The organism is Streptomyces herbicida (genome assembly GCF_032656585.1).
Taxonomy (GTDB): domain Bacteria; phylum Actinomycetota; class Actinomycetes; order Streptomycetales; family Streptomycetaceae; genus Streptomyces; species Streptomyces herbicida.
In genome coordinates this window covers 40,217-52,262 of the sequence record NZ_JAUYWJ010000037.1, presented here as the reverse complement: position 1 = coordinate 52,262, position 12,046 = coordinate 40,217, and the positions used below count along the sequence as shown (strand labels likewise).

Genomic DNA, 12,046 nt, shown 5'->3' with positions numbered 1-12,046 from the left:
GGTTGGACAGCGCCGGGAGGACCCGTCGGCGATTCGGTGCATGGCGAAAGGCCCCCGGCGGTTCGGTCGTTCGCCGGCGGCCCGGTGGGGCGGTCAGCGGCCGGACCAGACGGGGTCGCGTCGCTCCGCGAACGCCCTGGCTCCTTCCGCGGCGTCGCTGCTGCGCCGGCGGCGTTCCTCCCAGACGTACTCGGCGGTGAACGCCTGCTCCAGCGGCATGTCGACGGACTTGAGGGCGGCCTCCTTGATGGACCGTACCGACAGCGGCGCGGCGCGGACCAGGTCCGCCGTCCACTCCTCGACGCAGTCGTCCAGCCCGCCCGCCGGAACCACCTCGTTGACCAGCCCGTGCCGCAGGGCCGTCCGCGCGTCGAGTCGGCGGCCGGTGAGCAGATACCCCATGGCGATCTTCTGGGGCAGCTGTCTGATCAGCCGGAAGGCGCCGCCCGCCCCCGGGACCAGTCCGAGCCTGGCCTCCGGCAGGCCGAACACCGCCTGGTCGGAGGCGATGACGACGTCGCAGGCCAAGGCCAGTTCGAAACCGCCGCCCAGCGCGTAGCCGTGGACACGTGCGACCACGGGCTTGGACAGGGTGAACCGGTCGGTGAGCCGCGGCCAGCCTGGCTGTCCCCGGCTGCCGAAGGTCGTCGCAGGCGTTCCCTCCCTGGTGAGGCGGGCCCGCTCCTTGAGATCCTGCCCGACGGAGAAGGCCCGGTCACCCGCCCCGGTCAGCACCGCGACTCTCACCTCGTCGTCCGCCTCGACGTCGTCCCAGATCCCGCCGAGTTCCTCGTGCATGCGCAGGTCCATCGCGTTCAGCACATGGGGACGGTCGAGGGTGATGCGGGCGACGTGGTTCTTCTTCTCGTAGCGCACCCGCGAACGGTCGTCGGCCGGGCTCATGCCGACCCCGCGGCGAACCGGCCGGCCTTGTCGACGACGTCCTCGCCGTACAGGCGCAGCGCCTGCTGGAGCGCGAACTCGGCCAGGTACGCGCGGAACGCGCCCTCCGGCTCCTCGGCGAGGTTCAGCATCCGCCGGTTGGCGAGCACCGCGTCGCCGTCGAGCCGCGCCAGGCTGCGCTCGACGGCCGCGTCCAGTTCGTCCGGCTCCACGACCTCGTCGACCAGCAGCCGTGCGTCGGGCTCCGCGGCCCGGATGCGGCGGCCGCCGAGGATGACCTGGCGGGAAAGCCGCGGTCCGGCGTACCTGCTGAACCGGAAGTTCGCGACGCCCGGGATGATGCCCTCCTTCGCTGCGGGCAGGCTGAAGTAGGCGTCGGACGCTGCGAGGACGTGGTCGAACACCAGCAGCAGCTGGGTGCCGCCGCCGATGGCGAAGCCGTCCACCGCGGCCACCCAGGGCTTCTCGGTGCGGGGCGAGTGCCAGCTGCCCAGGCCGTCGGCGAGCACCCCCCGGACGATCTTGTGGATGTAGCCGAGTTCGCGGCGCAGCAGGAAGTCGACCAGCGAGATGTCCCCGGAGCTCAGGAACTTGAGGTTGATGCCCGCGCTGAACACCCGTCTGCCCCGGTAGCGGGGGTGGGTCATCTCCCCACCGCGCAGCAGCCCCACTCGGACATCCGGGTCGAGCAGGGCGAGGTCGACAGCGGTCTCCATGTCGTCGACCTGCTGGTTGTCCTCGGCGTTCAGGCGGTCGTCCCGGCACATCGTCAGCCGTGCGGCGCCGTCCCGGCGTTCCAGCCGCACGGCCTGCATCTCGACGACCCCGGTGCGCCTGAATTCGGGGAGCAGCCGCAGCGCCCGGGGGACGGGCCGGAGCATCGCGTCGAGCAGGTGCGGGCCGGCCGCTTCGGACCTGAGGACCGCCCGCAGGAAGATGCCCTGGTCGATTTCGTGCCCTTCCTTGTCGGCCTGCGGCCGGCCCCGTTCGTCGGCGAGCTGCCGCTTCGATGGGACCAACGCGGGGAAGGCGTCCGCGGCGGCCTCGACGAGCTCGTCGAGGCGCAGGCTGCGGGAGCGGCCTTCGGTGAGCCGGTCGTACACGGCGTCCACATGCGTGTCGAGGAAACGGGTGCGCTGCGCGCGGGCCTTGTCCTTCGCGGCGGCGGCCTCGGCCCGCTGTTCCGGGGTGCGCGCGCTCGGACTCGGCAGGGACTGCGTGAGCTTTTCGACGTGCTCGGCGGCGTCGGTCAGGGCCGGCCAGAGGGCGGGGGCCTGCTGCCGCTCCGCGAGGGCCGGTGTCACGACGCCTCCTCTGCGGTGGCCCTGCGCAGCGCGCGGTCGCAGGCCGCCAAGTGCTGGCCGAGCGCGTCCTCGAAGCTGGTGAAGACGGCGTCGAACAGCAGGCGGCGGCGGATGGCCAGTTCCTTGCCGGACAGTGCGGCGGCGAGCTCCGCCGTGGCCTCGGCAGCGCCGGCCGGGTCGTCGGCCAGCTCGTCGAGGAGCCCCAGCGCCAGCGCCTCGGGGGCGGGGATCGGGGTGCCGAACAGCACGGCACGGCGGACCCGGGCGGCGCCCGCCTGCTGCACGAGGCGGTGCGCTGCCATGCCGGGCCAGGTGGCGTCGCCGTCGAGCGGAACGAGCAGCCGGGTGTCGGGGGTGGCGATCCGCAGGTCGGTGGCCAGGAGCACGTCGAGGGCCGGTCCGCCGCAGTCGCCGGACGCCACCGCGACCGTCACCGCGGGCAGCCGTTCCAGCCGGCGCACCATCCGTTCCCACTTGGTGACCAGGCCGACGGTCAGGGCGCCGGTCCAGTCGGGGTTCGGGGCGCCCGTGACGTGCAGGGCCACCGTCCCGGAGCCGGGCAGGTCCTCGGCGTGGTCGCAGATCTCGTCGAGCGCGTTGACGGCGGCCGCCGACAGCGGCTCTCTCCCGTCGATCGTCAGTGCGGTCATGTCGTCCCTCACTCCCCCCGCGGTCACCACTGGACCAGCGCCGTTTCGATGGTGGAACCCGGCCCCATGGTCATCAGCACCCCGTACTCGCCGGGCCGGGTGACCCGCTCCTCGAGGAGCCTCTCGTAGGAGAAGAGGAAGGAGCCGCTGGAGACGTTTCCGTAGTCGCGCAGCACCCCGACGGTGTGCCTCAGGTCGTGACGGATCAGCCCGAGGTTGACGGTCACGGCGTCGATCACCTTCTTGCCGCCGGAGTGCACCAGCCAGTGCGCGATGTCGCTCCTGCGCAGTCCCGTGCCCTGCAGCAGCCGGTCGACGACGATCTCGGCGTGCGCGCCGACCACATAGGGGATCTGCGGGTCGAGGAAGAAGCTGAACCGGTTCTGGGCCCGGTCCCAGTCGTAGCGCATGGCGTCGAAGGCCTCGGGGATGATGCAGCTGGCGAATTTGATGATCCGCGGGCCCTCGGGCTCCGCGGGTGTGTCGTCCTGGCCGCCCGCGACGAGGGCGATGGCCGCCGAGCCGTCACCGAACAGGCTGTTGACGACCGCGGTGCGCATGGTCGAGTCCATCGCGTAGGCGGCGGAGCAGGCTTCGGCGCAGAGCACGACGGCGAGTTCGCCGGGGTGTGCGGTGGCCCATCCGGCCACGACGCCGAGGGCGTTCAGTCCGGCGTTGCAGCCCATGCCGACGATGTCGGACCGGCTGCAGTGGCGGTCGATGCCCAGCTCGCGGATCATCAGCGCGCTGAGGCCGGGGGTGAGGAAGCCGGTGGAGGTCACGCAGCACAGGTGGCGCAGATCGGAGAGCTGTGCGCCGGCCCGCTTCAGACAGGCCTGCAGGGCTTCGGCTCCCATGTCGACGGCCAGTGCCTTGTGCTTGTCGAGGAGGTCGCCCTGCGGCTCGGGGTGGCGGATGCCGTCGTCGTCCTCGTCGGGCAGGGTGAGGTAGCGGCGTTCGATGGCGCTGTTGGCGAAGAGCGAGCGGATCCTGGGATCGGTGATGTCGAACGCCTCGAGCACTTCCTCCTGGGTGTACGACGTGGGGGAGGTGGCCGTTCCCACGCCGACGATCCTCGGGCGCGGCGGCGACTGCGTGCCCGGTAAAGCGCCGCTCTCCAGGAGCTGCGCGGTCGTCACCGGAGATTCGATGTCGATGGTCATCGGAAAGTCCACCCCCACATGCGCGGTTTGCTCCGCAGTCGTTTCCTGGTCGTGTTGCTGGTCACTGCTGTCACCTTTCTTCCTTCACGACGACTTGCTTTCGGACTCGACGAAGTGTGCGAACCGCGCCGTGCCCTCGTCGATTTCCATGGGCGTCAGATAACTGGTGGAAAGCCGGATGGCGTGGTGGCCTCCTTCTTCCGGGTAGAAATAGCTCATCGGCGTCCAGATGACACCGAATTCCTGTGCGGACCTGGTGAGTGCCGGGTTGTCCGCGCGGAAGGGGACGTGCACGGTGAGGAAGAAGCCCCCGGTGGGCTCGTTCCAGCGCACGCCCAGCGCCTCCCGGCGACGGGCCGGCAGATGGGCGTCCAGGCTCCGCAGCGTGGCCTTGAGCGCGTCCCCGTAGTAGGCGGCGGCCCGCGCGTTGAGCTGCGAGATCCTGCCCTCCGCAGCCAGCAGCGCGCCGGCGACGGCGGCCTGACTGAGCGAGGAGGTGTTCACCGTCACCATGCTCTTGATCTTGGCGAGCTCGTCCGCGAGCAGCGTGGTCCGCCCGGCCTCGTCCACCACCAGCTGGTCGGCGACGGCGAAACCGACCCGGGCCCCGGGAAAGATCGTCTTGGAGAAGGAGCCGAGATGGACGACCCTGCGGTCACGGTCGAGGGACTTCAGGGTCGGCAGCGGGGAGCCGGGGCTGACCCTGCGGTAGGGACTGTCCTCGATGATCAGGATGTCGTGTCGCGTGGCGAGTTCGAGCAGCTCGGCGCGGGTCCGGGCGGACATGGTGGTCCCGGATGGGTTGGAGTGGTCGGGGACGACGTAGCAGGCCTTCGGCCGGCGGCCGAGCGCCTGCTCCTCCACGATCGCCTTCTCCAGGTCCGTGCAGGAGAGCCCGTCCTCGCGTTCCTCGACCGCCCGCAGCCGGACGTCCAGCAGCCGGGCCGCACCCGTGATCCCCACGTAACAGGGGCTGGCCACCAGGAGCACGTCGTCGGGCCCGGAGATCAGCGCGCGCAGCACCAGCAGCATGGCCTCCTGCGCGCCGACGGTCACCACCACCGACTCTGCGGGGACGTCGGTGTTCTCGTCGGCCCGGAGCGAGTCGCCGATGATCTCGCGGATCTGCCCCGCGGTGGGTCCGTACTGGTACATCGCGGTACGGACGTCCTCCACCGAGGCGCCCTGTTCGACGAGGTGGTCGAGGTAGCGGCGGATATGGGTGAAGATCTGCTCGCTGTCGAAGAACCCGTCGTAGGGGCGGCCCGGCGCGAAGGAGATGGCGTCCGGATAACGATGGGTGACCTCGTTGAGGAAGTTCATCGTGTCCAGGACCGGATCGGACACACTCGCGTGCAGATCCGCCTTCCGCAGGAGGGAGGTGGGTGCGGCCGGGCTGGTCCCGGCAAGGAATTCCGGCATGACGGGTCCGGCCATGTATTCCCCCATGAGGCATCGGTCGACGGAAAGCCTATTTCCGCGCAAGAATCACACGCGTTCAGGTGTTCCGCCAACGCCGTCCAACCGCGCGAAAGGCGCACTTGGACATGGCCCGGGGGGCTACGATTTATTCTCACTGCCTATTCGGGAACGTCGGGAGGTCGGCGCGCCTTCGTACATTCAGTTTTCGATATATCTTGGTGAGATGCTGCTCGACGGTGCTCACGGTGATGAAGAGCCGGCCGGCGATCTCACGGTTGGTCCGTCCCTCGGCAGCGAGGGCCGCGACCCTGCGCTCGGCGTCGGTCAGTTCGGCCCGTACGGGCGCGGGCTCCTTCCCGCCGCCCGCGGCGGGCTCCCCGGGAGTCCTGGGCCGGGAGGGCTCGTGCCGGAGCCGCTCGTCCGGGGCCGCCAGCGCCTCCTCCAACTCGGCCCGTGCGTACGCCAGTTCCAGACGGTCGCCGCACGCCTCGAAGATCCGCACCGCCTCCCGGAGCAGCGCCGGGCGCTCGGGAGGCTCGCTCGCCGCCGCCAAGCGGCGCAGGGCGATCCCCCGGACCCTGGAGCGTTCGCCGAGGGGCCGGGACAGCTGCTCCTCGATCAGCTCGCGCGCCTCGCCGGTCCTGCCCATGGCGACCAGGGCGGCGGCGGCGTCGTTGCGCCAGTCCGGGAGGTCGGGCGCGTCCAGCCCCCACCGCGACATCAGGTCGCCGCAGTTCTGGAAGTTCGTCAGGGCAGTGTGCGGACGGCCCATGGCCAGGTGATACCGCCCGAGCGCCTGGAGATAGGGCAGCGCGAAGGGAGTGTCGAACATGACCGGCGGAACGGGCAGGCTGACGTACGACATCACGGTGTCCAGCTCGCCGAGCTCGGTCGCCGCCCGCACCGCCAGCGCCAGCGGGAGGCCGACCACCACACCCCACGCCGACGGGGCGACGACCTCCAAAGCGGTCCGGGCGCAGGCCTCCGCCTCCGCGAGCTCGCCCCGGCGCAGGGCCGTCACCGACCGTACGGTCTCGAACAGGGCGCGCCGCACGGGCACGCGCGCGATCCACGGCTCCTGCAGCAGCCGCCCGGTCCAGAGCACCGCGTCGTCCACCCGGTCCGACTGGATCAGCACGACCAGTGCGAACAGGGTGGAGGCCAGCGGGCTGTCGGCGCGGGCGCGGTGCAGCACCTGGTCGGCGCCCTGGATCTCCTCGCCGTCCCAGGTCAGTCTCGCCAGCAGGGTGCTGCAGGCCGGTGCGGACACCGGACCGGACCACATCGACGGAACGTCTGCGCCGTCCTCCGTGGTGTCGCGTGCCGACGCGGGCCGGCAGAGGGACAACCATAAGCGGGCCATCAGGACGTCCGGCGCTGTGGCGCCCTCGGGTGAACGGCCGCCGGTCGTCCGCTCGTTGGTCTCGATCCTCCTCAGCAGCTCTTCGGCGCGGGCGAACTCGCCCCGCCACAGCAGCAGTTTGACCGGTATCGTGGCCTCCTCGCCGCTGAGCATCCCGACCCGCACCAGGTGGTGCAGATGCTGCAGGTGCCGGCCCGCAATATCCGGGTCGATGTGCCACTGGGCGTCGGCAAGTGCCGCGGTGATCTGCGCCTCCCCCTCCGGGTCCGTGCAGATGGCCAGCGCATGGCGCAGGTAGTCGACCGAGGTCTGGACGTCGCCCGCGGACATGGCCTCGCGGGCGGCCTCCCGAAGAATGTCGACGCGCCAGACGGAGCCCTCGGAGTCGTGGGCGGCCATGAGCTGTTCGGCCACCGCCACCGCCGAGGCCCCCGACTTGTGCAGCAGTTCGGCGGCCCGGCCGTGCATCACCGGGAGTTCCTCTGCCGGAATGTCGGCCAGGACGGCAAGCTGGGCGTACTCGTGGCGGAACCGCACGCCGGAGACCAGGCCCGCCGCGGTCAGGTCCGCGATGCTCCAGTGCGCCGTCCTGGCGTCGCCCCCGAGGAAGTCGCCGAGCAGCGAGGGCGTGGCCGACTCGCCGAGCACCGCCAGGACGCGGGCGACCGCCAGCATCGACGCATCGCCCCGGTGCAGGCACCGCAGGACGGCGCCCCGGAAGGACTCGCCGGGCTCCGGCACTGCCCTTTCCCGCTTCGTCGGCGAGAGGTCCTCGAGCAGCGCGTTCAGCAGCAGAGGGCTGCCTCCGCCGGCCTCGGCCCAGGCATCGACGTCACCGGGGGCCGGCTCCACGCCGAGGCGCTCGGTGAGTTGTTCGGCGATGCCGGCGCATGTCAGCGGGGCCAGCCTGATCTGGTGGCAGTAGGGAAGGTGCAGAATCTCCGCGTGGAACCGTGCCAGCTGCCGATCGTGGCACGAACTCTCGCTCATCACGATCATGACCGCCGAGGAGTCGATACGGCGGATGAGGTAGCGCAGGCACTGCAGCGAGGGTTCGTCCGCGAAGTGCACGTCGTCGATGCCGATGACGAGCGGCTGCCGCTCGGAGTACTCGCGGACCGTCCGGAAGATCCGCTGCAGGAGGCCGATCGGGGCCCGCCCGGTCTCCTGGGCGCGGTCGCCGGATACGGTGACGCCGACGTCCTCGGCGGCGAAGGGATCGATGGCCATCCCCACCGCGCGCATGGCCGTCACCAACTGGTGGGCCAGGCCGAACAGATGGAGCTGCTCGCTGGCCGAGGCCGTCACCGAGACGTACAGCGCGCCCCGTTCGACGGCCCGCTCGGCGAACGTACTGACCAGCGCCGTCTTCCCGCTCCCCACGGGGCCGTTGGTCAGGACGACGGCCCCCCTGCCGCCCGCACACCCGTCGTACAACCGCTCGAGCAACTGAAGTGCGTCGTCGCGCTCGCCGAGCTTCACAGATACCCCCCGTACCCATGTGTGCACTCTCCGGCCTGAATCTAACCTTGCGGGGCCGGGCACGGAGGCGAGCTCCGACAGTGGTCTCACACCTTGGATACTCGAACGATGTCGAAGGGGAAGAACTGGGCAAACGCCGCCAACTCCACGGGCACCGACCCGCGCTGAAGTACTAGCCCGCGGCCGACACCCCGGAGCGGATGTCCTCCTCGGACATGGCGCGCCAGCCCTCGGCCTCGAGCTCGGCCGCCACCAGGTCGGCCACGTCGGAGGGGACGGTGAGCCGCACGGCGAGCGCGCCTTCCTCGGCGGAGGCGACGGTGGCATCGTCCGCGCCGAGACCGTGTCCGGCGACAGAGGCCAGCAGCCGGGCGAGTTCCCCGGGGCGGTCCGGGACCGAGACCAGGACCGCGGTCAGGTCGGCCGGTGTACCCCCGGCGAGCGGCGGTATGCCCGCGACCCCCTCGATGCCCCGCTCGAGCAGGTCCGCCAACGTCCGCATGCCGTGGGCCCGTTCCATGCCGTCGCGGTCGGCGAGCTGGTCCAGCGCGGACACCAGCCGGGACAGGTCGGTGTGCAGCTCCTTCACGAAGCCGATGACGGAGTCGGCGTTGGACTGCAGGATGTCGCTCCAGAGCCGGGAGTCGCCGCGGGCGATCCGGGTGACGTCACGCAGCCCCTGGCCGGCGAACCGGCGCATCCCGTCCGGGGTCCCCCGCAGCCGGGCCGCCATCAGACTGGCCACCAGGTGCGGCACGTGGGAGGTGAGGGCCACCGCCTCGTCGTGGGCCCGGCTCTGCGTGACCACGGGAACCCCGCCGCACAGGTCCACCAGTTCCAGCGCGCGGTCCATGGCCGTGCCCGAAGTCAGCGGGGACGGAGTGAGCGCCCAGGGGCGCCCCCGGAACAGGTCGGCGCGGGCCGCCAGCGGACCGGACCGCTCCCGGCCGGCCATCGGATGCCCCCCGACGTACCCGGACGGATCGGGCGCGTGGTCGAGCACCAGCCGTTCCGGCTCAGCCTTCACGCTCCCCACGTCCGTGTAGGTGCGGGCCAGCCCTCGCCTCTGCAGCTCGATGAGCAGATGACCGACCTTGCTGGGCGGTACGGCGAGCACGGCCAGGTCGACCGGGTCGGGCGGGAGCTCCACCCGGCCCGCGCCGAGCGCCGCGGCCGTCCGGGCGGCCGCCGGGTCCCGGTCGGACAGGAACACCGTCACCCCCTGCCGGCTCGCCGCGAGCGCGACAGACGTGCCGATTAACCCCGTGCCGATGACGGCCATGGCGCGAATCATTCAGCATCCCCCATTCGAAAGGCCCTCGACGATAACCCGGAATGGCCGTCCATTTCATGGGCCCCGACGCCCGTAGCCAAATTCGCAATCGCCGTCCTAGAGTTCGGGAAGCTCATTTCCCAAACACCGCTGGGGGTCACTCGTGAGGGAATTATCAAAATCCGCGGTTGCGCTCGGAGAGCTCACCGTCGACTACATCGAGATGTATGTCGAGGACCTGGACACGGCAGTGCCGGAGTGGACCGGAAGGTACGCCTTCGCCGTGGTCGGCACCAGCGAGTCCGCCGACCACCGAAGCACCGCCCTGCGCCACGGACAGATCACCCTGGTGCTCACCCAGGCCACCTCGGAACGGCATCCGGCGTCGGCCTACGTACCCTCCCACGGCGACGGCGTCGCCGACATCGCCCTGCGCACCACGGACGTGGACACCGCCTTCCGGGCCGCGGTCGCCGTCGGCGCGCGGGTCCACCGCGAACCGTCCCGGCACACGGGCGGCGGACCCGCCGTCACGGCCGCGATCCACGGCTTCGGAGACGTCGTGCACACCCTGGTCCAGCGCGGCCCCGAGGAGGGCCCGGGCCTGCCGGCCGGTTTCGTCCCGGCCCCGCACGCGCCCGACGTCCGGGCCGAGGAGGTGGGTCTGCTCGGGATCGACCACATCGCGGTGTGCCTGAACAGCGGCGAACTCGCCCCCACGGTGGAGTTCTACACACAGGCCCTCGGCTTCCGGGACATCTTCGAGGAACACATCGTCGTCGGCACCCAGGCGATGGAGTCGAAGGTCGTGCAGAGCCGGTCGGGCGGCGTCACCCTGACACTCATCCAGCCCGACGTGTCGGCCGACCCGGGCCAGATCGACGAGTTCCTGAAGGGCCACCAGGGCTCCGGCGTCCAGCACCTGGCGTTCTCCTCGCAGGACGCGGTTGGCTCGGTGCGGGCCCTGTCCGACCGCGGTGTCGCCTTCCTGACCACTCCCTCGGCGTACTACGACCTGCTCGGCGCGCGCATCGACCTGACCGCCGAGCGGCTGGCGGACCTGCGCTCGACGAACGTGCTCGCCGACGAGGACCACGGCGGACAGCTCTTCCAGATCTTCACCGCCTCGACCCACCCGCGGCACACCCTGTTCTTCGAGGTCATCGAGCGCCAGGGGGCCCGCACGTTCGGCAGCGCCAACATCAAGGCGCTGTACGAGGCGGTGGAGCTGGAGAGGACGGGCCAGCGTGGCCCCCGTCGCTGACCTCGCGCCCGAGACGGTGCACTGTCTGGCCGACGTCGAACGCGCCGCAGCGTCGGTCCTGCCGACCGGCGTCCGGGACTTCGTCGCGGGCGGCAGCGGCGCCGAGACGACGCTCGACGCCAACCGCGCCGCCCTGGACCGGGTTTTCCTCGTCCCCCGGGTGCTCACCGACGTCTCGCGTTGCACGACCGACTCCACCCTGCTCGGCCGACCTGTCGACATGCCGGTGGCGGTCGCGCCCGTCGCCTACCACCGACTCGTACACCCCGAGGGGGAGTTGGCCACCGCCCGCGCGGCCAAGGCGGCGGGCGTGCCGTTCACCGCGGGCACCCTGAGCAGCGTCCCGGTCGAGGAGATCACGGCGATCGGCGGCTCCGTCTGGTTCCAGCTGTACTGGTTGCGGGACGACGAGTGCTCCTTGGAGCTGGTGCGGCGGGCCGAGGACGCCGGCTGCGAGGCGATCGTGCTGACCGTAGACGTGCCGTGGATGGGCCGCAGGCTGCGGGACGTACGCAATGGGTTCGCGCTGCCCGACCAGGTACGGGCGGCGAACATCACCACCGGCACGACGGCGCACCGGGCGGCCGCCGGCGCCTCCGCGGTGGCCGTGCACACCCGTGAGACCTTCTCCTCGACGCTGACCTGGTCGGTCGTCGAGACCCTTCGCGCGCGGACCCGGCTTCCACTGGTCCTCAAGGGCGTCCTGGCGCCCGAGGACGCCGCGCGCGCGGCAGCGTCGGGAGTCGACGCCGTCGTGGTCTCCAACCACGGCGGCCGCCAGCTCGACGGCGCGGTCCCCAGCATCGACGCCCTGCCGGAGGTGGCCGCGGCCGTCGGCGGGGACTGCGAGGTCCTCCTGGACAGCGGCATCCGCAGCGGAACGGACGTGCTCAGGGCCCTGGCCCTGGGCGCCCGCGGCGTCCTGGTGGGCCGTCCGGCAGTCTGGGGCCTGGCCATGGCCGGCGAAGCCGGCGTCGGGCGGGTCCTCGAACTGCTCTCCGACGAACTCCGGGACGCCCTGGGCCTGTCGGGCTGCGCCGGCGTCGAGGCTGCCGGACGTCTGCACACCACCACGGGCGCGTCCGGGGCCTGACCCCACCCCCGTCCCTCACATAACCCCCCACGGAAAGGCCCTGGTCCCCCGCCCGAAGGAGGAGACCAGGGCCTTTCGCACAGGACGACGGACCGGGACGACCAACCGTTCGACTTCCATGCTCGGACA

At 71.4% G+C, this 12,046-nt stretch carries 9 protein-coding genes; 2 read left to right on the top strand and 7 right to left on the bottom strand.

The window, feature by feature from the left end:
• Window positions 1-93: 93 nt before the first annotated feature.
• From dpgD to Q8A52_RS45055, 7 genes are all read right to left on the bottom strand, one after another.
• Complete coding sequence (dpgD, locus tag Q8A52_RS45085; RefSeq protein ID WP_316763627.1) at window positions 94-903, bottom strand: enoyl-CoA-hydratase DpgD; 810 nt, start codon at window positions 901-903, stop codon at window positions 94-96.
• Window positions 900-2,207, bottom strand: coding sequence for a (3,5-dihydroxyphenyl)acetyl-CoA 1,2-dioxygenase DpgC (gene dpgC / locus Q8A52_RS45080; protein WP_408649368.1), 1,308 nt, complete (start codon window positions 2,205-2,207; stop codon window positions 900-902). Before dpgC ends, dpgD begins: the two co-directional genes overlap by 4 nt.
• On the bottom strand, window positions 2,204-2,857 hold the full coding sequence (gene dpgB, locus Q8A52_RS45075; RefSeq protein ID WP_316763626.1) for an enoyl-CoA-hydratase DpgB: 654 nt from the start codon (window positions 2,855-2,857) through the stop codon (window positions 2,204-2,206). The genes dpgC and dpgB overlap by 4 nt, the downstream gene beginning before the upstream one ends.
• A gap of 23 nt (window positions 2,858-2,880) precedes the next feature.
• The gene (gene dpgA, locus Q8A52_RS45070; RefSeq protein ID WP_316763623.1) at window positions 2,881-4,020 is read right to left on the bottom strand and encodes a 3,5-dihydroxyphenylacetyl-CoA synthase DpgA; all 1,140 of its coding nucleotides are present in this window, start codon (window positions 4,018-4,020) and stop codon (window positions 2,881-2,883) included.
• A gap of 84 nt (window positions 4,021-4,104) precedes the next feature.
• Entirely contained in the window at window positions 4,105-5,457 is a 1,353-nt protein-coding gene (locus Q8A52_RS45065; RefSeq protein ID WP_408649367.1) for an aminotransferase-like domain-containing protein, read from the bottom strand.
• Window positions 5,458-5,593: 136 nt separating this feature from the next.
• Window positions 5,594-8,287 carry a helix-turn-helix transcriptional regulator gene (locus Q8A52_RS45060; protein WP_316763621.1) on the bottom strand — a complete coding sequence of 898 codons (2,694 nt, stop codon included), beginning with the start codon at window positions 8,285-8,287 and terminating at the stop codon, window positions 5,594-5,596.
• A gap of 172 nt (window positions 8,288-8,459) precedes the next feature.
• Window positions 8,460-9,581, bottom strand: a complete 1,122-nt coding sequence (locus Q8A52_RS45055; RefSeq protein WP_316763618.1) for a prephenate dehydrogenase — start codon at window positions 9,579-9,581, stop codon at window positions 8,460-8,462.
• A gap of 142 nt (window positions 9,582-9,723) precedes the next feature.
• Here Q8A52_RS45055 and hppD point away from each other — a divergent pair, with 142 nt between their 5' ends.
• Window positions 9,724-10,824: a 4-hydroxyphenylpyruvate dioxygenase gene (hppD, locus tag Q8A52_RS45050; protein ID WP_316763615.1), complete on the top strand. Its 1,101-nt coding sequence runs from the start codon at window positions 9,724-9,726 to the stop codon at window positions 10,822-10,824.
• On the top strand, window positions 10,808-11,917 hold the full coding sequence (locus tag Q8A52_RS45045) for an alpha-hydroxy acid oxidase (protein WP_316763612.1): 1,110 nt from the start codon (window positions 10,808-10,810) through the stop codon (window positions 11,915-11,917). The genes hppD and Q8A52_RS45045 overlap by 17 nt, the downstream gene beginning before the upstream one ends.
• Window positions 11,918-12,046 lie beyond the last annotated feature (129 nt).

Excerpts from the sequence above, each read along its gene's own strand:
- dpgD (WP_316763627.1), bottom strand. The coding sequence starts at position 903 with ATGAGCCCGGCCGACGACCGTTCGCGGGTGCGCTACGAGAAGAAGAAC.
- dpgB (WP_316763626.1), bottom strand. The coding sequence starts at position 2,857 with ATGACCGCACTGACGATCGACGGGAGAGAGCCGCTGTCGGCGGCCGCC.
- dpgA (WP_316763623.1), bottom strand. The coding sequence starts at position 4,020 with ATGACCATCGACATCGAATCTCCGGTGACGACCGCGCAGCTCCTGGAG.
- Q8A52_RS45065 (WP_408649367.1), bottom strand. The coding sequence starts at position 5,457 with ATGGCCGGACCCGTCATGCCGGAATTCCTTGCCGGGACCAGCCCGGCC.
- Q8A52_RS45055 (WP_316763618.1), bottom strand. The coding sequence starts at position 9,581 with ATGATTCGCGCCATGGCCGTCATCGGCACGGGGTTAATCGGCACGTCT.